The 21,480-nt window shown below is 59.4% G+C and carries 18 protein-coding genes, 1 tRNA gene and 1 pseudogene; 16 read left to right on the forward strand and 4 right to left on the reverse strand.

Annotated features, from left to right (window positions below):
* Positions 1-43: 43 nt before the first annotated feature.
* The 12 genes and pseudogenes from J3P76_RS18525 (at position 44) to J3P76_RS18580 (ending at position 13,173) form a co-directional block, all read left to right on the forward strand.
* Positions 44-1,111 carry a putative urea ABC transporter substrate-binding protein gene (locus J3P76_RS18525; protein WP_434701081.1) on the forward strand — a complete coding sequence of 356 codons (1,068 nt, stop codon included), beginning with the start codon at positions 44-46 and terminating at the stop codon, positions 1,109-1,111.
* 15 nt (positions 1,112-1,126) lie between these two features.
* Positions 1,127-1,942 (forward strand): ABC transporter permease, encoded by an 816-nt coding sequence (locus J3P76_RS18530; protein ID WP_434701082.1) that lies wholly within the window; start codon positions 1,127-1,129, stop codon positions 1,940-1,942.
* The gene (locus J3P76_RS18535) at positions 1,939-2,727 is read left to right on the forward strand and encodes an ABC transporter ATP-binding protein (RefSeq protein WP_434701083.1); all 789 of its coding nucleotides are present in this window, start codon (positions 1,939-1,941) and stop codon (positions 2,725-2,727) included. Before J3P76_RS18530 ends, J3P76_RS18535 begins: the two co-directional genes overlap by 4 nt.
* Before the next feature lie 13 nt (positions 2,728-2,740).
* Positions 2,741-3,466, forward strand: coding sequence for an urea amidolyase associated protein UAAP1 (locus J3P76_RS18540; RefSeq protein ID WP_434562802.1), 726 nt, complete (start codon positions 2,741-2,743; stop codon positions 3,464-3,466).
* 11 nt (positions 3,467-3,477) lie between these two features.
* The gene (locus J3P76_RS18545; RefSeq protein ID WP_420766726.1) at positions 3,478-4,119 is read left to right on the forward strand and encodes an urea amidolyase associated protein UAAP2; all 642 of its coding nucleotides are present in this window, start codon (positions 3,478-3,480) and stop codon (positions 4,117-4,119) included.
* Positions 4,120-4,423: 304 nt separating this feature from the next.
* Positions 4,424-8,053: an urea carboxylase gene (uca, locus tag J3P76_RS18550; RefSeq protein ID WP_434701084.1), complete on the forward strand. Its 3,630-nt coding sequence runs from the start codon at positions 4,424-4,426 to the stop codon at positions 8,051-8,053.
* Between the two features lie 22 nt (positions 8,054-8,075).
* Positions 8,076-9,860 carry an allophanate hydrolase gene (gene atzF / locus J3P76_RS18555; protein ID WP_434701086.1) on the forward strand — a complete coding sequence of 595 codons (1,785 nt, stop codon included), beginning with the start codon at positions 8,076-8,078 and terminating at the stop codon, positions 9,858-9,860.
* 245 nt (positions 9,861-10,105) lie between these two features.
* Positions 10,106-10,723: pseudogene (locus tag J3P76_RS18560) on the forward strand (GGDEF domain-containing protein); the annotation flags it as partial.
* Positions 10,716-10,934 carry a cysteine-rich CWC family protein gene (locus J3P76_RS18565; protein WP_434610074.1) on the forward strand — a complete coding sequence of 73 codons (219 nt, stop codon included), beginning with the start codon at positions 10,716-10,718 and terminating at the stop codon, positions 10,932-10,934. The pseudogene J3P76_RS18560 and the gene J3P76_RS18565, both read left to right, overlap by 8 nt.
* A 33-nt stretch (positions 10,935-10,967) precedes the next feature.
* On the forward strand, positions 10,968-11,660 hold the full coding sequence (locus J3P76_RS18570; RefSeq protein WP_434610071.1) for a pseudouridine synthase: 693 nt from the start codon (positions 10,968-10,970) through the stop codon (positions 11,658-11,660).
* A 309-nt stretch (positions 11,661-11,969) separates the two neighbouring features.
* The gene (locus tag J3P76_RS18575; RefSeq protein WP_420766731.1) at positions 11,970-12,854 is read left to right on the forward strand and encodes an alpha/beta fold hydrolase; all 885 of its coding nucleotides are present in this window, start codon (positions 11,970-11,972) and stop codon (positions 12,852-12,854) included.
* 245 nt (positions 12,855-13,099) lie between these two features.
* Positions 13,100-13,173: transfer RNA gene (locus J3P76_RS18580), tRNA-Gly, on the forward strand.
* 434 nt (positions 13,174-13,607) lie between these two features.
* On the opposite strand, the gene J3P76_RS18585 is transcribed toward J3P76_RS18580, so the two are convergent.
* A complete protein-coding gene (locus J3P76_RS18585) occupies positions 13,608-14,420 on the reverse strand; it encodes a hypothetical protein (RefSeq protein ID WP_434701087.1) in 813 nt (270 codons plus the stop codon).
* Between the two features lie 465 nt (positions 14,421-14,885).
* Here J3P76_RS18585 and J3P76_RS18590 point away from each other — a divergent pair, with 465 nt between their 5' ends.
* Positions 14,886-15,407, forward strand: a complete 522-nt coding sequence (locus J3P76_RS18590) for a TetR/AcrR family transcriptional regulator C-terminal domain-containing protein (RefSeq protein ID WP_434701088.1) — start codon at positions 14,886-14,888, stop codon at positions 15,405-15,407.
* 250 nt (positions 15,408-15,657) lie between these two features.
* Here J3P76_RS18590 and J3P76_RS18595 read toward each other — a convergent pair whose 3' ends face one another.
* Positions 15,658-16,989, reverse strand: coding sequence for an RES family NAD+ phosphorylase (locus J3P76_RS18595; protein ID WP_434701089.1), 1,332 nt, complete (start codon positions 16,987-16,989; stop codon positions 15,658-15,660).
* A gap of 209 nt (positions 16,990-17,198) precedes the next feature.
* Here J3P76_RS18595 and J3P76_RS18600 point away from each other — a divergent pair, with 209 nt between their 5' ends.
* From J3P76_RS18600 to J3P76_RS18610, 3 genes are all read left to right on the forward strand, one after another.
* Positions 17,199-17,555, forward strand: coding sequence for an MbcA/ParS/Xre antitoxin family protein (locus J3P76_RS18600; protein ID WP_153330858.1), 357 nt, complete (start codon positions 17,199-17,201; stop codon positions 17,553-17,555).
* 64 nt (positions 17,556-17,619) lie between these two features.
* Positions 17,620-18,513 carry a ribonuclease H1 domain-containing protein gene (locus J3P76_RS18605; RefSeq protein ID WP_434701090.1) on the forward strand — a complete coding sequence of 298 codons (894 nt, stop codon included), beginning with the start codon at positions 17,620-17,622 and terminating at the stop codon, positions 18,511-18,513.
* Between the two features lie 319 nt (positions 18,514-18,832).
* Positions 18,833-19,900, forward strand: coding sequence for a tyrosine-type recombinase/integrase (locus tag J3P76_RS18610; protein ID WP_434701091.1), 1,068 nt, complete (start codon positions 18,833-18,835; stop codon positions 19,898-19,900).
* 174 nt (positions 19,901-20,074) lie between these two features.
* Here J3P76_RS18610 and J3P76_RS18615 read toward each other — a convergent pair whose 3' ends face one another.
* Positions 20,075-20,410, reverse strand: a complete 336-nt coding sequence (locus tag J3P76_RS18615; protein WP_434701092.1) for a hypothetical protein — start codon at positions 20,408-20,410, stop codon at positions 20,075-20,077.
* 23 nt (positions 20,411-20,433) lie between these two features.
* Positions 20,434-21,372 carry an FRG domain-containing protein gene (locus J3P76_RS18620; RefSeq protein WP_434701093.1) on the reverse strand — a complete coding sequence of 313 codons (939 nt, stop codon included), beginning with the start codon at positions 21,370-21,372 and terminating at the stop codon, positions 20,434-20,436.
* Between the last annotated feature and the right edge of the window lie 108 nt (positions 21,373-21,480).

A 21,480-nucleotide genomic window follows, 5' to 3' on the forward strand; every position in this document is an offset into this window, starting at 1 on the left:
GCCGCGTTGCTCCTGTCCGCCCTTGATCAACTGGAGAACCACCATGTTCAAGCTTCGTCTGTCCGCCCTGCTCGTCGCCGTCCTCTCGGCTTTCCTGAGCTTCTCATCCGCCGCCGCGCAAAAAGACCACTTCAGCGTCTGCTGGACCATTTACGCCGGCTGGATGCCCTGGGAGTACGCGGGCAGCCAAGGCATCGTCGACAAGTGGGCAAAAAAGTACGGCATTACCATCGATGTCGTGCAGCTCAACGATTACGTTGAATCCATCAACCAGTACACCGCCGGCCAGTTCGACGGCTGCACCATGACCAACATGGACGCCCTGACCATTCCCGCCGCCGGTGGCGTGGACAGCACCGCGCTGATCGTCAGCGATTTCTCCAACGGCAACGACGGCATCGTCCTCAAGGGCGAAGGCAAGAAAGTCGACGATCTTAAAGGCATGGACGTCAACCTGGTGGAACTGTCGGTGTCCCATTACCTGCTGGCCCGTGCCCTGGATTCGGTCGGCCTCGCCGAGAAAGACCTGAAAGTCGTCAACACCTCCGACGCCGATATCTCCGCCGCCTTCAACACCGACCAGGTCAAGGCCGTCACCACTTGGAACCCGATGCTTTCGGACATCAAGGCCCAGCCGGGCGTGAGCGAAGTGTTCAACTCCAGCCAAATGCCCGGCGAGATCATGGACATGATGGTGGTCAACACCCAGACCCTGAAAGACAACCCAGCCCTGGGCAAGGCCTTGACCGGCGCCTGGTTTGAAGTGGTGGCGCTGATGAACGCCAGGAACGCTGCCGCCAACGCTGCGCTGGAACACATGGCCAAAGCGTCGGGCACTGACCTCAAAGGTTTCCAGGCGCAACTGGACACGACCAAATTGTTCGCCACGCCCACGGAAGCGCTGGCCTTCGTCACCAGCGAACAACTGCCCGCCACCATGGGCAAGGTGGCGGCGTTTTCGTTCCAGCACGGCTTGCTGGGCGAAGGCGCCAAGGACACCGATGCGGTCGGCATGGCGTTCGCCAATGGCGTGACTCGCGGCGACAAGGCCAACCTGAAGCTGCGCTTTGATCCGACCTACGTACAGCTGGCCGCCGACGCCAAGCTGTAAACCGGAGGAGCTGGCATGCGCCTGATCAACCGCTACCCGGACCGTCCCAGCCGCTTGTTGCTGGTGATCCTGCCGTTCGCGCTGGTGCTGTTCGCCTACTTCATGGGCTCGGCCGAACGGTTGACGGACAACCCCAACGACAAGCTGCTGCCCAGCGCCGGGCAGATGGCCGATGCGGTGAAACGCCTGGCCTTTACCGCCGATGCGCGCAGTGGCGACTACCTGCTCTGGCAAGACACCGCGTCGAGCCTGCGCCGGTTGGCGATCGGCCTGGGCATCAGCGCCCTGGTCGGGCTGTGCCTGGGCATCGCGGCTGGCACGCTGCCGCTGTTGGGCGCACCGCTTTCACCGTTGCTCACCGTGGTGTCGATGATGCCGCCATTGGCGATTCTGCCGATCCTCTTCATCGTCTTCGGCCTGGGGGAATTGTCGAAAGTGATGCTGATCGTGATCGGCATCACACCGTGTCTGGCCCGGGACTTGGAACAGCGCGCCCGGGAGATTCCCCGTGAGCTGCTGATCAAGGCCCAGACCCTCGGCGCGTCAACCTGGACTCTGATCTTGCGCGTGGTCCTGCCGCAACTGCTGCCACGCTTGCTGATCTCCCTGAGGTTGATGCTGGGTTCGGCCTGGCTGTTTCTGATCGCCGCCGAAGCCATCGCGTCCACCGATGGGCTGGGTTATCGGATTTTCCTGGTGCGTCGTTACTTGGCGATGGACGTGATCCTGCCGTACGTGGTGTGGATCACCCTGCTCGCCTGGCTGATGGACTGGGGCCTCAAGCGCCTGACCCGTCGAGCGTTTCCTTGGTACGAGGGAGCGAAGGCATGAGCTTTATCTGTGTGAACAATGTCTGGCAGCAATACGCCGATCAGGTCGTGCTGGAACGCTTGAACCTGAACGTCGCCGAGGGTGAATTTTGCACCTTGGTGGGCGCATCGGGTTGCGGCAAGTCGACTTTCCTGCGCTTGCTGCTCGGCCAGGAGCGCGCCAGTCGCGGACAGATCCTGCTGGACGGCGAACCCTTGGCGGGCGAGCCGGATGCCAGCCGGGGCGTAGTGTTCCAGCGCTATTCGGTGTTCCCGCACCTGACGGTGCTGGACAACGTCGCCCTGGGCCTGGAGTTGCCGCGCTCGCCGTTGCTGGGGCGTTTGTTCGGCGGTGCCAAACGCCAGGCTCGCGAAGAGGCTGCGCAACTGTTGGACAAGGTTGGCCTCGGCCACGCGCTGGACAAATACCCGGCGCAGCTCTCCGGCGGCATGCAGCAACGGCTGGCGATTGCCCAGGCGTTGATCATGAAGCCCCGGGTCCTGCTGCTGGACGAACCGTTCGGCGCCCTCGACCCGGGCATTCGCAAAGACATGCACGCCCTGCTGCTGGAACTGTGGCGCGAAACCCGGCTGACGGTATTCATGGTCACCCATGATCTGTCCGAAGGTTTCAGCCTCGGCACACGCCTGCTGGTGTTCGACAAGGTCCGCGTCGATCCACACGCCCCTGGCGCCTATGGCGCACGCATCACCTACGACATTCCATTGAACAGCGACCGTCGCACCGCCCGTGCCGCCGTCGACGCCCTGCCCGCCGAACTGGCCGGCACGCTGCGTATCGCTTGAAAGGAGCTTTTCCATGACCGATTCGATCCAAGTGTTTCCCCCCTTCGCTGAAGAGATTCTGCCCGGCGGCGGCCACCGTTCCTTCGTGCTCAAGCGCGGCCAACTGCTGCGCCTGACCGACCTTCGCGGCGGCGCCAACGTGAGCCTGACGCTGCTCAACGCCAATGAAAAAACCGAACGCCTGAACCTGCCGGACAGCCTCAAGTGCCAACACACCGCCAAGCTCACCGCCGGCCATTGCCTTTATTCCGACATGGGCCGGGTATTGGCGGCGATCACCGTCGACACCTGCGGCTGGAGCGACAGCCTGGGCGGTGTGCTCTGCGCCGAGGAAGTCGATGAAAAATATGGCCAGGGCCGCTATCAGGAACTGCGCAACGGCTTCTTTCGCAACGGCACCGACAACCTGTTGGTGGAACTGGGCAAATGGGGGCTGGGCCTGTCCGACCTGCTGATGACCCTCAACCTGTTCAGCCGGGTCGATGTCGACGAGGCCGGCCACTTTCATTTCGTGGAAGGCAACTCCAAGGCGGGCGACTACATCGAGTTGTACGCGCCAATGGACACCTTGGTGGTGCTGACCGCATTGCAACACCCGATGGACCCGAACCCGCAATACGCCCCGCAGCCGCTCAAGCTCAGCTGGATGAATGCCAACCCCAGCGTCGCCGAACACTGCCGCCTTTCGCGCCCGGAAAACCAGCGGGGCTTCATCAATACCGACCGCCTGTTCGCCTGAGGATCGTCGCCATGTCACTCGCCATCGCCACCGCACACAAGCACGCCGAGACCGCTGTCTACCGCGCCACGATTCCCGCCGGGGAACCCTGGCTGACCGAGGTCAAGGCCGGCCAGACCCTGCGCATCCTGGACCTGGAAGGCAACCAGGCGGTCGATACGCTGTTCTACAGCCTGGCCAACCCCAAGGAACGCTACGACGTGCAACGCACCCTGCGCCGGCAGAACAGCGTTTATCTAAGTACCGGCAGCGTGCTGTACTCCAACCTCGGTCGACCGATGCTGACGATCATCGAAGACACCTGCGGACGTCACGACACCCTCGGCGGCGCCTGCGCCCAGGAAAGCAACACCGTGCGCTACGCCCTGGAAAAACGCTACATGCACAGCTGCCGCGATAACTACCTGCGGGCCTGCGCCCACGACGGCCGCCTCGGTAAAGGCGACATCGGGCCGAACATCAATTTCTTCATGAACGTACCGGTGACCGCCGACGGCGGCCTGACCTTCGAAGACGGGATCTCGGCACCGGGCAAATACGTCGACCTACGGGCCGAGATGGACGTGATCGTCCTGATCTCCAACTGCCCGCAGTTGAATAACCCATGTAACGCCTATAACCCCACGCCTGCGGAGCTTTTGATATGGAACTGAAACTCATGCGCCTGCGCCGCTGGCTGTTCGCGTTGTGCCAGAGCCGGTCGGGGCAGTGCATTAAATAAAGACAATTTTACGACCCCCCCCAATCCCCTGTGGGAGCGAGCCTGCTCGCGATAGCGGTCTGTCAGTCACATTGATGTTGAATGTACCACCGCTATCGCGAGCAGGCTCGCTCCCACAAAGGGAGGATTGGTGTTCGGAGATATTTGCCGCCGGGGACGACCCCGGCGGCCATCGAAAACTGCGGGACGGCCCGCATCCCAGTTCAGGCAGCACCCATGCCTGAGGGGGCAATGCCATGTTCGAAAAAATCCTCATCGCCAACCGTGGCGCCATCGCCTGCCGCATCCTGCGGACGTTGCGCGAGCTGAATGTCCAAGGCGTCGCGGTGTACTCCCAAGCGGACGAAGCCAGCCTGCATATCCTCCAGGCCGACGAAGCCCACTGCTTGGGCGAAGGCGCGGCGGCGGGCACCTACCTGGCGGTGGATAAGCTCCTGGCAATCGCCAAAAGCAGCGGCGCGAAGGCGATTCATCCCGGCTACGGTTTCCTCTCGGAAAACGCCGCTTTCGCCGAAGCCTGCGAGGCCGCCAGTATCGCCTTCATCGGCCCCACGCCGGAACAACTGCGGGTGTTCGGCCTCAAGCACACCGCCCGAGACCTGGCCAAGCGGCACGGCGTGCCGCTGCTCGAAGGCACCGAACTGCTCGACAGCCTCGACGCCGCGCTGCTGGCCGGAACGCAGGTCGGTTACCCGGTAATGCTGAAAAGTACGGCTGGCGGCGGTGGGATTGGCATGCGTGTGTGCCGTAGCGCCGCCGAATTGAGCGATTCCTTCGAAGCGGTCAAGCGCCTGGGACAGAACAACTTCAGCGACGCCGGCGTGTTCATCGAAAAATACATCGAACGGGCACGGCACCTGGAGGTGCAGGTCTTCGGCGACGGCCAAGGCCAAGTGATCGCCCTCGGCGTGCGCGACTGTTCGGTGCAGCGGCGCAACCAGAAGGTCATCGAAGAAACGCCCGCGCCCAACCTGCCCGAGGGCATGGCCGACGCCCTCTGCGCAGCGGCGATCAAACTGGCCCGGGCAGTGAACTACCGCAGCGCGGGCACCGTGGAGTTCGTCTACGACAGCGACGCCGGGCGCTTCTACTTCCTGGAAGTAAACACGCGCCTGCAAGTGGAGCACGGCGTTACCGAGCAGGTATGGGGCGTGGACCTGGTGCGCTGGATGGTGCAACTGGCCGCCGGCGAACTGCCGCCCTTGAGCGAGCTGAGCCTGGGCCTGAAAGCCGAGGGCCACGCGATCCAGGCGCGCCTGTATGCCGAGGATCCGGGCCGGGATTTCCAGCCGAGCCCGGGCCTGTTGACCGCCGTGAAATTCCCCCACGCCGACGGGCAACAACTGCGCATCGACACGTGGGTCGAGGCCGGCTGCCAGATCCCGCCCTATTTCGACCCGATGATCGCCAAGGTGATTCGCTGGGCGCCGACCCGTGAACAGGCGCGCTTGGGATTGCATCAAGCGCTGGACGAAAGCCTGCTCTACGGCGTGGAAACCAACCGCATCTACCTGCAGCAAATTCTTCTCGACGCGCCCTTCGCCGACGGCCAGCCCTGGACGCGCTGCCTGGAAACCCTGGCCTATCGCGCCAACACCTTCGAAGTGCTCAGCCCTGGCACCCAGACCAGCGTGCAAGATTACCCGGGCCGCCTCGGTTATTGGGCCGTGGGCGTACCGCCGTCGGGTCCGATGGACAGCCGCTCGCAGCGCTTGGGCAATCGCCTGCTGGGCAATGACGAAGGCGCGGCGGCCCTGGAAATCACCATGAGCGGGCCGGTGCTGCGCTTCAATTGCAACGCCCGGGTGGCGGTGACCGGTGCGCAAATTGCCCTGACCCTGGACGGCGAAGCGGTGCCGATGAACGCCCCGCTGTCGATCAATCCCGGATCCACTCTGGCCCTGGGCACCATCACCGGCGCCGGGGCGCGCAGCTATGTGTGCCTGCAAGGTGGCTTGCAGGTACCGAATTACCTCGGCAGCAAAAGCACCTTCACCCTCGGCCAGTTTGGCGGCCATGGCGGACGGGCGCTGTGTACCGGCGATGTGCTGCACCTGGCTGCGCTGGATGAGCACGCCGTGTTGCCGACAGTGGACGAGCCGCCTCTGCTGTTGCCAGCCGTGCGGCAAATCCGGGTGATCTACGGCCCCCATGGCGCGCCGGAATATTTCACCGAGCGCTACATCCAGACGTTTTTCGATACCTCCTGGGAAGTGCATTTCAACTCCAGCCGAACCGGCGTGCGACTGATCGGGCCCAAGCCGCAATGGGTGCGCGCCGACGGCGGCGAAGCAGGCCTGCACCCGTCCAATATCCATGACAATCCCTACGCCATTGGCGCCGTGGACTTCACCGGCGACATGCCTGTCATCCTCGGCCCCGACGGCCCTAGCCTGGGTGGCTTCGTCTGCCCGGTGACGGTGATCGAGGCGGACCTCTGGCAGTTGGGGCAGCTCAAGGCGGGGGACAAGGTGCGGTTCGTACCGGTGGATCTGAAGACCGCCCGCTCCCTTGCATTGAAATGGGATCAATGTGGGAGCGAGCCTGCTCGCGAAGGGGCCAGTTCAACCACCGCGTCGACTTCTTCGCGAGCGGGCTCACTCCCACAGGGGATGGTGTCGCCTGTGGTATTGGACATCGGCCAGGACGATACCCGCCTGGTCGCACGCCTGTCCGGCGACACCCATCTGCTGCTGGAAATCGGCGCACCCGAACTGGACCTGGTGCTGCGCTTTCGCGCCCACGCCTTGATGCAGGCGCTGGAACAAAAACACCTGCACGGCGTGATCGACCTGACGCCTGGCATCCGTTCGCTGCAAGTGCATTACCAACCCGAACAACTGCCGCTGGCCGAACTGCTGGCAATCGTCGCCGGCGAGTGGGGCGCCGTGTGCGCCGCGCGAGATCTTCAAGTGCCGTCGCGCATCGTTCATCTGCCACTGTCCTGGGACGATCCGGCCTGCCAATTGGCCATCGAAAAATACATGACCACCGTGCGCAAGGACGCCCCTTGGTGCCCAAGCAACCTGGAGTTCATCCGCCGCATCAATGACCTGCCGAACCTCGACGAGGTCCAGCGCACGGTGTTTGACGCCAGCTACCTGGTGATGGGGCTGGGAGACGTCTACCTCGGCGCGCCGGTCGCCACCCCGCTGGACCCGCGCCATCGCCTGGTGACCACCAAATACAACCCGGCCCGGACCTGGACCGCGGAAAACTCGGTGGGCATCGGCGGCGCCTACATGTGCGTGTACGGCATGGAGGGTCCCGGCGGCTATCAGTTCGTCGGGCGCACGTTGCAGATGTGGAATCGTTATCGGGACGTCGCCGCGTTCGATGGCAAGCCCTGGTTGCTGCGGTTCTTCGACCAGATCCGCTTCTACCCGGTCAGCGCCGATGAGCTGTTGCGCATCCGCCGGGATTTCCCGCTGGGCCGCTTCGACCTCAAGATCGAGCACAGCCAACTCAACCTCGCGCACTACCAGCATTTCCTGGCCCGGGAAGCGGACAGCATCGGCGCATTCCGCCAGCAGCAACAACGTGCCTTCAACGCCGAGCGCGAGCGCTGGATTGCCAGCGGCCAGGCTCATTTCGACAGTGAGGAACCGACACTCGCGCCGAGCGAAGATGCGTTGCTGGACGCGGGCCAACTGAGCGTCGACAGCCACATCGCCGGCAATCTCTGGCAAGTCCAAGTGCAGGTGGGTACGCGAGTTGCTGCCGGTGACGTACTGGTCATTCTGGAGTCCATGAAGATGGAGATCCCGATGCTTGCGCCCATGGCCGGCGTGGTACGTGAAGTACGCGTCCAACCCGGTTCGGCGGTGCGCGCAGGGCAGCGTGTCGTGGTGCTGGAACGTGACTGAACTCAATCAAAGGATTAACGCGATGAACCTTTCTCTGCGCCTGGACAACCTTCGCGACGCCTATCGCAAAGGGGAAACGACACCCCGCCAGTTGCTGCTGGCCCTGCGGGAAAAAGCCGCTGCGCTCAACCCGGACTACCACCTGTTCATTCACCTGCTGTCGCCCGAGGAACTGGAGCCTTATCTGGCGGCCCTGGAAAGTCGCGACCTGGACAGCTTGCCGTTGTATGGCGTGCCGTTCGCCATCAAGGACAACATTGACCTGGCCGGCATTCCCACCACGGCCGCCTGCCCGGCGTTTGCCTACGTACCGCAACGTTCGGCCACGGTGGTCGAGCGGTTGCTGGCGTTGGGCGCTGTTCCCCTGGGCAAGACCAACCTCGATCAGTTCGCCACCGGGCTCAACGGCACCCGCACCCCCTACGGTGCCTGCCGCAACAGCGTGCTGGCGGATTATCCGGCGGGTGGCTCGAGTGCCGGCTCGCCGCTGGCGGTGGCCCTGGGTGTGGCAAGCTTTGCCTTGGGCACCGACACCGCGGGCTCCGGCCGGGTGCCCGCGGCGCTGAACAATCTGGTCGGGCTGAAAGCCACCAAAGGTTTGGTTTCCACCGCCGGCGTGGTGCCGGCCTGCCGTACGCTGGACTGCGTGACGACCTTCACCGCGACGGCGCGGGAAGCCAGCCAGCTGTTGGCATTGACCGCGCATTTCGACCCGCGCGACGAATACAGCCGCCGCAACCCGCAATGGAACGACGGCTCGGCGTTCGGCGCGCCACGGCGCTTTCGTTTCGGTGTGCCTCGCTGGCAAGACCTGGAATTTTTTGGCTGCGACGAAGGCCCACGGTTGTTCCACGACGCCATTGAGCGACTCGAACGTCTGGGCGGCGAAGCCGTCGAGCTGGACCTGTCGCCCTTCCTCGAAGCGGCGCGCTTGCTGTATGAGGGGCCTTGGGTCGCCGAGCGCTACAGCGTTGCCGGGGACCTGATCGAGCGCGACTCCAGCGCGGTACTGCCAGTCATCCGCGCCGTGCTGGCGAAAGCGCCTACCGTAACGGGTGTAGAAACTTTCCGCGCCCAGTACCGTTTGCAAGCGCTCAAGGCCCAGTGCGACCGAACGATGGAAGCCCTCGACTGCGTGCTCACCCCCACCATCGGGCGCCCGGTGAGCCTCGCCGAACTCGCTGCCGAACCGCTGCAGCGCAACGCTGAACTGGGTTATTACACCAACTTCATGAACCTGCTGGACTACGCCGCCGTCGCCGTGCCCAGCGCCTTCATGGCCAGCGGTTTGCCTTGGGGCGTGACGTTGTTCGGCCGGGCCTTCACCGATCAATATCTCCTGGGCGTGGCCGACGCCTTGCAGCGTCAGCAACTGGATGACTTGCCAACCCCCGCCAATCCCGCGCGCCATGATCGGGCTCGGCTGGTGGTGTGCGGCGCGCACCTGGAGGGTTTGGCGTTGAATTGGCAACTCAAGCAGCGTGGGGCCCGGCTGGTCGAGGTCAGCCAAAGCTCGCCGGATTATCGGCTCTATGCCCTCGCCGGCGGCCCGCCAATGCGCCCCGGCATGCTTCGGGTTGGCGAGGGAGGCATGGCGATCGAGGTGGAAATCTGGGAACTGCCAACCAGTGAACTTGGCTCGTTCCTGACCGGTATCCCCGCACCGCTTGGGTTGGGCAAGGTGCAATTGGCCGACGGGCGCTGGGAAAGCGGTTTCATCTGCGAGCCGTATGGCCTGGACGGCGCACAGGACATCACCCATTTGGGCGGATGGCGGGCTTATTTGCGAACCCTGGAATCGCGATGAACCGGTGGCGAGGGAGTCCGCTCCCTCGCCACCGTTTCACAAATCGCAAATCCAGGGGCTCCTTTTCTCACAAGGCCACTAAACTGATTCCATCGGGTCACTCCTGAGGAATCGCCATGTCGCTTCGTTCGCCGCTGTATTCCCAGCGCTCACCGGTGCTGATGCTCGCCGTTTTGCTGGGTGCCGCCTTCCTGCTGACTTCGCTGTTGGCTTATTACGCCGCCAACACGTCACTCAAGGACAACATCCTCAAGGCGTTGTACGTCAACCTCCTGATTGGCCTACTGGTCACGGTGACGGTGTTCGTCATGCTTTATCGGCTGATCGCCAGTTTCCAACGCCGGATCGACGCCCAAGCGATTCTGGATGGGCTGACGGAACTGCCCAATCGCCGGGGCTTCGACCTGCTGGCGGTGCAAGCGCTGCACGAAGCCCAGCGAGAACCCAAGCCCTTGAGCGCGTTGTTGCTGGAGGTGGATGCTTTCAAACAACTGGATGCCACCCACGGTCATGTCGTCAGCGACCAATTGCTGAGCGGTTTCGCCCACGACCTGACCGACACCTTGCGGCACTCGGACATCGTGTGTCGGTGGGGCACAGACGCCTTCGTCATGCTACTCAAGGACACCGATGGACAGAACGGTCTGAAAATCGCTGAGAAAATTCGCCAGCGCATCGAGTTGCAGCGCTACTTTTGCAGCGGGAAACAATTGCAGGTCACCGTCAGCATCGGCCTGACCACCTTGCAGGACAAAGACACCTTGCATAGCCTGCTGTCCCGAGCCGATCATGCGCTGCAACGCGCCCGACAAACCGGCAGCAACCGAACCTGCGTGGAAATGCCTCACTCCAGCTATGAATGAACCTGACCATTGCCCGGCCTGCGGCGGCGCCAACGACTGCACCCTCGCCGATCCGAGGACCGCCGACCGCGCCTGCTGGTGCTATGGCGTCAGCATCGACCCGGCTGTGCTCCTGGCATTGCCGGCCGATCTACGGAACAGATCCTGCCTGTGCCCACGGTGCGCTCAGGTCGACGACCAGCTGCGCGCCAATCCGCGACCGATCGCGTAATATTGCGCCCCCGCTTCCTGGCCTGAACGTCCCATGCGCGTTGACCGTTTCCTCAGTAATCTGCCGCGTTTCAATCGGCAGCAGGTCCGCCTGCTCCTGGTGGGGCGTCGGGTGCGTATCGATGGCCAGACCGTCACCGACCCACACGCGCCGGTGCGCGAGTTCAGCCGCGTCGAAGTCGATGGTGACGTATTGCAAGCAGGCCGACCCGCGCGGTACTTCATGCTGCACAAGCCGCCTGGCTGCGTCAGTGCCACCCGCGATCCACAGCACCGCACCGTGCTCGATCTACTGGACGAGCCGGACAAGGACGACTTGCACATCGCCGGCCGCCTGGATTTCAACACCACCGGGCTGATGCTGATCACCAACGACGGCAGTTGGTCGCGGCGCCTGACCCAACCGCAAACCAAACTGCCGAAGGTCTACTACGTCGAGACCGAGCAGCCCCTCACCGCCGAGTACGCCCCCACCTTTGCCAAAGGCCTGTATTTCGGATTCGAAGACCTGACCACGCAACCGGCGCAACTGACGCTGCTAGGGCCGAAGTCCGCGCGATTGAGCATCGTTGAAGGTCGCTACCACCAGGTCAAGCGCATGTTCGGTCACTTCAATAACAAGGTGCTGCGCCTGCACCGCGAGAGCATGGGCCCCCTGGTGCTGGACTCGGATCTCGAGCCCGGTCGCTACCGTGCCCTTGGCCCCGAGGAAATCTGCCTGGTCTGAGCCAACGACCGCTGGGCAGAAGTGCCGGACAATTTTCAAAGAGCACTTGCGCAACGCTCGACCCCCTGCTTGAATCAAACCGTCGGCCGAAATGTGACCGACGAGTCACCTCATACCTCTAAGAAACTTTTTGCCGGCTGGAGCCCCCAGGTTCCGCCCCATCCCTCCGGCAAACTGCCCGCCATAACAATACCCGTCGACCGAATGTCATGGATCGACATGGGCCTTATCTTCCAGGCGTATGCCTACCTGTCACATTGCCCGTGCAATCTCATTGCGCGCATACCCGCTTGCCAGGAGTCTTATGACATGAGGCCAGAAATCGCTGTGCTGGATATACAGGGTCAGTATCGGGTTTACACGGAGTTCTATCGCGCAGACGCCGCGCAAAAGACCATCATCCTGGTCAACGGCTCGATGGCCACCACCGCGTCGTTTGCCCAGACCGCCAAGAACCTCTACCCGCAATTCAACGTCGTGCTGTACGACCAGCCCTACGCGGGCAAGTCCAAGGCCCATAACCGTCACGAGAAAATGCTCACGAAGGAAATCGAAGGGCAGATCCTCCTGGAGTTGATCGACCACTTCGCCGCCGAACACGTGCTGTCCTTTTCGTGGGGCGGCGCGGCCGCGCTGACGGCACTGGCCCACCGCCCGCGGCGCATCGAAAAAGCCGTCATCAGCTCGTTCTCACCGGTGCTCAACATGCCGATGCGCGACTACCTGGAACGCGGTGTCGACTACCTCAGCAGCCTGGACGGCGACCGTGTTGGACATTTGGTCAACAGCACCATCGGCAAGCACCTGCCGCCCCTGTTCAAGCGCTTCAACTATCGCCACGTCAGCAACCTGGCCGAGCATGAATACGGACAGATGCACTTTCACATCAACGACGTGCTTCACAGCGACCAACAGTGCTACGTCAACGCAGCCAGGAAGGTCAACGTTCCGGTGCTGTTCCTGAACGGCGAATGGGACGAGTACACCTCGGCAACCGACGCCAGGCTCTTCGCCGACCACGTCCAGCACAGCAGCTTCACCACGTTGCAAGCGACCGGGCACTTCCTGGACATGGAACACAAAGCCGCCTGCCGCGACAGCCGCGACGCGTTGCTGGGCTTCCTCAAGCCGACCCGCCACGAAAGCCGACCGCGCTACAGCTATGTGCAGGACTACCATGCACTGGCTATCTGAAAAAAGTCATCGCGAGCGAGCCTCCCACAACGAGGCTTGCCCGCGAAGACCGCTCTGCTTTAAGGCTTGCGCAGACGGATGACCTGACCGGCCGGAAAGAAAAACTTCAAATCCAAGGCGACATCTGGTACAAAGTCAGCCGCTCTGAGCGGGTGTCGTATAATGGCATTACTCCAGCTTCCCAAGCTGATAACGAGGGTTCTTATTGGACACGCCGTTTTAGTGCACCGTGAAGGCAAGAAAATGCGGGTATAGTTGAATGGTACAACTATAGCTTCCCAAGCTATCGGTGAGGGTTCGATTCCCTCTACCCGCTCCACCTTCCAGCCAGTGTTTCCGGGCCTTCCAGGGGAACCTCCCCATTCAGGAAGCACTTCAAAGCCCGATTGCAACGCTTCGATCACAGCTACCCAGCCCTCCCCCTTAGAGTCACCAAAATTTGGTGCACCGTCGACGCCGTCCAGAATGACGAATCGACAGATCCTCTCCCTCCTCGTGCCACCCAATAAACCCCAAAAGCTCATTTCGCACCTAACCTGGCTCGCCGACAAGCTCAGCATCATGCGTTCAAGAATGCCGTCCCGGGATACCATCCAGGAAAACGACCCAGTACTTCCGAAAGGGAGTGAGCGGTATCGCCAGCCCTCCCCCTCAAAAATCACCTGGACGTCAAACGACCACCAGCATCCGCTCCAATGTTCAGTCGACCCCCATCTTCCATTCGAGCTCCTGACCGCAATCACGATCGCGTTCCTAACCACGGTCACGATCACGCTCACGTTGGCGGTAACGCTTTACAAAGCTGGCTCCGATCAGCTCTTCGACTCCCAGCCCAAGTCCGCAGTTTACCAACGACGCCATAGAACTATCGGTCAGTGAAAAATCATCGGGAATAAAGCCAATATTCTCCACCCTATTCCTATCAAGTTCTGCTTCAAATGCTTTTAAGAAGTCAGCCAGCCCAGGGCGGCGAGCTTCAGTTGCTGCACTTGCAGCGGAGTCATCAGCAACTATTACTGCGTTGGCCGCATTGACACCAATCTGCGCCACCACCTTAGTTATGGAAGGCCAATATTTGAGATCATACTGATAGGTTAACTTCTCCAACTTTCCTTTCACGTGAAACCTGAAAAGCCCATTATCCTCAGAGGCCTCTTCAACAACATCCATAATATGGTAGTAAGTATCACTACTAAAACTCGACATCTCTTTAACCTCGGTGCGCCGCGAGAGCAACTCCGAGAGTAACTCCGAAACTTTTGCAATTCTCTCATTCAACTCAGTGAGCTTTTCCCGATCCTCGCGAGCTTCTTTGATCTTTCCAGGATTCCAGGAGTACACCGTGGTTGTGAAAACGTCGAAGAACGAATTCAGCGCCCTAGGCTGTTCAGCCAATGCGGCATGCAGCTCCACGTAGACATCAGCAAGCTCAGTGGAGCGTCCCAGCAGACCTTCAATGATCCGATTGATACTGCGCCAGATACCGTGCGCCTCGTTATACTTAAAGTCCTCACGCAAAATATTTTCACACGCATCGATTGCAGCAAAACGACCTTTAACATCCATTTTAAAATCTCAATTAATTGATAAGCCGATGATAAGTTCTCAGCCGTGTGGTGTCGGTACCTATCCGAAAAAAAATTTCCCCGTTACGGGTACCCTCAGCGCGACCCACCCACCATCCAACCCGAGCAGAGCATAAGCCCAACCAAAACCAAAAGCGAAACGGTAGATAATCAAACAGCGCCCCTGTCCAAATAATCCAGCAACAACTATTCCCACTCACCAATCCCCGCAACCCATTCAGCTTTACTTTACATCCAAGTAAAGCTAGTCACACAAAACATGGGTGGCGAATCGCATCTCTTTCAGTAACACTTAACCTACTCTACACAGGTAACTGATATGAACGTGGCCACATCCTCCCCTGTCGACGACTTGCTCAACCCAGGCGAAAGCGCATCACGCCCAGTCCGGATTCTGGCGGCTGCGGCCAGGATGTTCATTGAGCACGGGTACGAAGGAGCGAGCATGGAGGAGATTGCCAAGGCGGCAGCGGTGACCCGCCAGGCTCTGTACAACCGCTTCCCCGATGGCAAGGAGTCGCTTTTCGTGGCGGTGGCAGAGCGGATGTGGAAAGCCTTCCCCATCATGAACGTTGCAACAGATGAGCGCGCTCTGTCCGACCCGAAGAGAGGCCTCATGCAGATCGCCACCGAGTTCGCGTGCTTCTGGTCTGGCCCGACAGCCGCCGACTTCCTACGCATGGTCATCATGGAAGGCAGAAGATTCCCTATGCTGGCCAGCCGATTTGACGAGGTTATCCAAGCGCCGGTATTGACCGTCATCAGCGATTACTTGGCCGAACTGGCACGCAGAGGTGTCTTGGCAGTTCAAGAGCCTGAGACAGCCGCCTGCGACTTCATGGAGACGCTCGATGGTCGGGTTCTCTGGAAACAGGTCAGGGCCAACAGCGAGCCGCTTGCCCGCGAGGAGATCGAGCAGATCGTGGAGCGCACCGTGGACGCCTTCCTACGATCGCTCCGGCACTGAAATCTACAGATCAGCGAAAGGCCTGCAAACACCTGCAAAACCTGAAAACCCTTGCCAAAACACCCGAACACACAGCCCACGCAGCACTGGCTTCACGCAGAAGATCGCTCAATGGCTGTAGGAGACCCACTAAGCATGAACGTCTACAAGATCAGCCCAGGGCTACTGGCACATGCACCGACGACGATAGAGGCTTGTAGAGCCCCGCCCCCCCGAACCCTGATGCCACTGACCACTGACCTAAACTCAATCAGAAATCCCCGTCCAGCAGCCCTTCCATACCTGTCGGAAGCGAGTGCGCGCCACTTGGGGGAGTCAGCGCGCTTTGCACTGGCAATGGCAACAACTTGTCCTCCAGCAGCGCCTGATCATCTGTGTCGTACTTCACCTGCCGGATCCCGTGGTAGACAAGGCTGTCACTGACATACTCGATGCAAGGCCCATCGGACTCCTTGGGGCCTCTGACCATATAGCCGTTCTGAATCCTTCCCATCGACGCGGTGGCAGCGCAGGCGACGTGCGAGAACAGCACAATGTTGCTGCCGGCACTCTCCTGCACCGACTTGAAGATCACTCCGTCGATACGGGGCTTGCAATGCGTCGCCAGGTATTCTGCGATGACTTGGGTGGTCAGATAATCGCGCTCTGCTCCAGGGAGCACCGGCACCGTGATTGCATCATGCAAATACCTCAGGAAATCCCGCCGCCCCACCTTTGAATGGTATTTGGAGTCAAAGAAGCTTGGCATGGGCCCAAGGTCTGCGTTTTCGAAACGTCCGAAATCCAACACCTTTACCGCCCTGACCAACCTGAACTTGCCACTCACGACGGTGCCGCCGACCGGGGGACGCAGCTCAGCGACACAGGTCTTACGCTCGAAGGCTCCGTAAAAGGCTGGAACACCTGCGGGGTTCATCCTTCCTTCACCGGCCCGCTCCTTTGGAGGAGCACCAAGATTACGTGCAGGATCAGCTGTGATCTCGGAGACGCTTTCGGAGCTCATGCAGGTTCGCGCGCGGTAGATCGGTGGCGAGCCTTCAGGTGTGAGCAATCGCACCACAGCATGCTCATCAGATGAGGCTGAGTACTTGTCCAGATCTTTGAAGATCCAGTCCAGGAACGCCTTGGCGCTGTCGTTGAAGAAGCGGATTCCATGCTTCATACCTTCTTGGAATTCGCACCACTGGTGGCCGATGTCATCCAAGCTGAAACGTTGTCTGGAGTACCGAATGTCGTCACTGTATGACGTCAGGCGCCGGCAAACTGCACCCACAATAGGTTCAATGTTGTCGCAGCCAAAAATTTCGCTGACCCAGTATTCGATGCCCTCGCCTTCTTGCTGGTCGATCCGCCCACCGCTCCAACGCCAAACGTGATCACCTTCTGTGATATAGACACGAAGGATTTCATTGACCCGTTCGACGATCTCAGCGAGAGGTACACACTTGCGCTTCAAGTCGCACAGGCTGCACTGAGAAGAGGCCCCACTGCGCTGAATCTTCCTCCCAAGGAAGGGGTCGTGCACGCACTGATAGCACACCATCTTGGTAGCCTCGCCGTCCTTCACATTTTCGTTTCGCATGGTGCTGGCAATACCTGGGCCTGTTCAGAAAGACGGGCATGATGGCTGAAGTGTTGCGATGGGAATACCATTCAACGGCTCAAGACCCAGATTGCTCAGGAATAAGCGCTGCCCTTCACTGTGGGCAGTAATGCCGTCCATTGCGTCTGCCAGATACTCGATCCGGACGTAGCCATAATCCGGATACTGAGCCCACCCAAGGAATCGACATGCTGATCGAGCTCGACCTGAACCATAACGACGCGCAGGCGCTGTTGCACCATTGCACAGAGCACCAGCCAAGCTCTGATGATTTCCGAGAAAATACCCGCCTCAGAGAGGCCTTGGAAACGCTCGCAGAGGCAATCAATGACGCGATGAGTCCGAGGGAGGAAAGCCCAGAGTCTTCGGAAACGATTGACTCACGGTTGCTTGATGCAGCCATGGCAATCTTCGGCGACAAGAAAAGCGCGGGGGACTGGCTATCGAAACCCTTACGAGCGTTGGGAGCAAAACGCCCGATGGATGTCCACATCGACGACGCCTTGAAACTTCTTGCGCGCATTGAGCATGGGTTCGGTGCCTGAAAGCATTGCGAGGTTTGCAGATCACCCCGCAGGCCGATTAAGTGATTCAGGGAGGTTGCACAGGATGGCCAAGAAGCCGAAGTTCTACGCTGTTGTCCACGGACGGAAACTCGGGATTTTCAATAGCTGGGAAGGTGGGGCTCGCTTGTCGATTGACCGTTTTCCGGAAGCGAAACACCAGTCGTTCGCAACGCTTGAACTCGCTGAGGAGTGGTACCGCCAGAACACCCCCACGCCAGGCTCGAATCACTCACCGGTTCTTCACTTCAGCACACAAGCCTCAGGGAAGCAGCCGACGGCCACCCCTGAACAAACAACCCTAGACGGCGTGGTTGCCAAGGACTATGTCGTCTATCTGATCATTGATCCCGTAACGGAGGAGCCATTCTACGTGGGGCAGACAGGCGACTTCGAAGGCCGGCAGCGAGGCCATCTCGGGAAAGCCAACCACGACTGCAAGCGCGCGGCAGCCAAGATCGCCCAGATACTCGATGACGGGATGACCCCAGCATTCAAAGTTGTGGAAACCTGCGAATCTGAAGAGGCCTCATTGGAGGCAGAGACACGCTGGATCGAGCGCTGTACCGCCAGGGGTATCACGGTTTGGAACCGCACGAGGGAGCATCGCCAAATCCAGGCATTACACATGAAGCCCAGAATCGAGTTTGATCGAATTATCGGGGACGGCCCCTTCACCCTCGGCCCCTACCCATACGACTCCAGATTTGAGCTGAAGAGCAAGCTCAATGCCTTCCTGGCCAAGTCTGCCCAAGGTGCGATACAGCTGGGCATGGCCACCGAGAAGCTCAGGTTGATCTGGAAACTCACCGGCCAGGCAGGGGAAGTCAGCGAATTTCGCATCGTCAAGAACGCATCCAAGCATCAGCTCGAAGCAATCCTCGTGTCCGGATCAACCATGAACTTTGACTACGGCGCCGCGATTGACCGCCTCCCCTAACTACCCTCCTAAGCAGGGGGAGTACACCTCAGGCGTCTCGGTTTGCTCGTGACCAAGGACAGTTTCCGCCATTGAACGCGCCTGTACGATGACTTCCATCAGTGCAGCCTACAAATCCGCCCCAAGGGCAAGACTGCCCTGCTGGCGAGCCCTCCAGAGTTGATTAGCACCAGGAGCGGTGGTACGGTGCCGCCTTCGGTTTTCCTGGATCGAGCGGTCGGCATGCAAAGCCTTTGCGCATCAGGTGCTTCGCCCTTTTTTCGCACGCACTTCGACAATTGTCAGCGGGCAGCCGACACCGTGACATTGGAGAATTGCCATGCGCGTTCCGATCTATCCCGAAGATCTGCTGCCCCAAACCGCCTTTAAAAGACTCGCTAAAAGCATTCAGAAAAGATGGCCAGGGAATTCGCCCATCTTGCTTTCTCTTGCTCGTGAGACCCTTTCTAAAGGGCTAGGGTATACGAGCTACCACCACCTCAGGAAAGCGTCCGTCACCTGCCCTCGGGATGCAGAAACTCCTGTCCTGCCCGCCGTGCACGCCCAGATCGCGGCGGCGATTTCTTCGGTACTGGCCTTGGCCAGCGATGCCTCAGTACCGCGCAGTGTCCTTGACTCTTTTGTCGAAACTCTCACGTTGAAAGCACTTAGCACGTTCAAGGGGGCTGCCTCACGAGGCGTTGAGGTGACCAAGATCCCAATGCCTGATTTAGACCAGACTGAAATCTGTCCGGTGAACACTACCGCCCCAGAGTCAGAAGTCCCGCGCTACACGTGTCCCCCTCTAACGCACAAGCCATCGAAGCTCCACGCCATTTCGTTGGGGCTGGATGTCTTCACTCACAGTGATGCGATCAAGCAGATCGTCGAAAACTCAGGAAGCCTTCGCGACCGGAGCCTTTTTGCATTGCTGGAGACAGGGCTTCGGGGGCACGTCATCCTTGGTGCCAAGGTTTCCCAAGTTGTCAGCTTGGTTACCTACATGCCTTCGAGCAGGGAGATGACTGTGGAGGTCACGAAAGCGACATCACCATTGCCCGTTGCGAACATAGCGGTGATCGAGAAGTACATCAGCGCGGAGAATCTCTCTGCCGATGACTACCTCTTTCACGGTAATGAACGGACGCAACCCATGTCGACATCGCAACTGCTTCGGATTTTTCAGTCGTGGGAACGAGAAGCTCAACTCCCTCGCTCAACACTCACGCCGAGCACATTGAGACGGGCAGCTATGGCACAGCTAGCAGCTTCCACCCTACCGCAACAGCCTGGCGAGCGAATCGCCGATCAGTTGGGTCACTCCTCCAGTTCCATGGCCGAACACTACGTCTCACTCACTACGACAGGCGCTGATGCGGCCTTGAAAACCAAGAAGCGTCGTACCTAAATAAGGCGGGCTACGTGCGACGGTAGGTAACCAGGCCCCCGTGGCCTTCTACCCAGGCCGTCTCTGCCTTAACTCGCAAGGTAGAGACGGTGCCGTGTTGACATAACGTTCAAAGGTGAATCACACCGTCTTGAGTTACCTTATATTCCTGACCGAGCTTACGGTGGTAATTAATCACTCACTGGCTTGAAAGGCAAACTTCTGAGCAATGTACTTCGCTGAGCTCTCTATATAGGGAAACACGGTACTTTCATTTATATTCAACCGATCTAGCTCTTTCAAAATACTCTTCTTATTCGTCACCGCTATACGATGAAGTGTGATGTCCGGAGTTCCCTCCTCATCTAAAACTGCCTCATCACCGAACAGAAGGAAAGCTCCTGACTGAAATGAGATTCTGCTATTGGTATGTTTTCCTTTGACGCACAACACGGAGCGAAGATGCCCAGGCTCTAGGCGGGGTTCAAAGAATGGCTTTTCTTCCTTGATAAAATGAAGCAACTGCTTCAATGCCCGCTGATCGTTAAAGCCATCTACGTCTTCAGAATCGAATATGATTGAGTCCTGACGCCCTTGGACAAACGAGAAAGATTAGCAATACAACTCGCCGTGTCGGAATCGAAGTACTTTATATAACCAGGATCCATGGAGAGCACGATGACCTCTCCAGTCTCATCTAAGTGGCTCTTGCAGCAGAAGTACAACCCAATCAATGGGTTCGATGTAATATCAAGCAACCGTGTCGGCAGCGAATAATGTTGCATCCGCACTAGGCGATCCAGGGTATAAATGTCGCCACTGAAATCCAGGGAGTTGGAAACCAGAAGCTCCCGATACATCCTATCCTCAGCATCTCGGTATACGAAGTTACCACCCTGATCCCTGCGGAAAATTGAGGGCTCCAAGCGATACTTTTTGCTATTGGAGTGCCCCCGATAAAAGACCTCGCGATGGCCATGGTTTAGTCGAAAAACATGTTCAATAAAGGCACCGACGCTGTCAGCGTGAGTTTCCGGTAGCGAGGTGGCAGGAAGATCTTCCTTGGTGACTTTCGAGCCAACCATCCCTTCCGGCAAAATACCTGAGTGGTGAAGAATGGCGAAAAGATCTTCGTCTTTGACTGCCCAGTGCGTGCGATTGATCTCCCAATCGCGAATATCAAGAGCGGCTTGAAGAGGTTTGATCTGCTCAAACTCAATGGGTGCGATTCGATCGTCCATGATCGGTCGAGCAAACAAAATTTTGCCGTTACTACGAAGCTTCACCTCAAGCTTCCCCACTCTCATGGCGTGACGCGTGCCCTCGTAAGCAAAGAGGCAAGGGAGCTCCATCAGTGCTTTAAGCTGAGGCTCTTTCAGCTCTTTGAAACTTGCAGCAATATCATCGTTCGTGTACTCCAGAAAGCGGCTCTTATCATACTCATAGCCGCTTTCCCATGCCCCCTCACGAGACGTCACTAGGAAATTATACATAACCCTTACCCCCCTCCTTCCTTGGTTAGTACCAACATAACAGTCTACGAGATAAACCTGCTTTAAATCGCCATGGCTAACACCTTCACTATTTCGGCCAAAACTTAC

Source organism: Pseudomonas sp. D1-36, from assembly GCF_051132205.1.
GTDB lineage: Bacteria > Pseudomonadota > Gammaproteobacteria > Pseudomonadales > Pseudomonadaceae > Aquipseudomonas.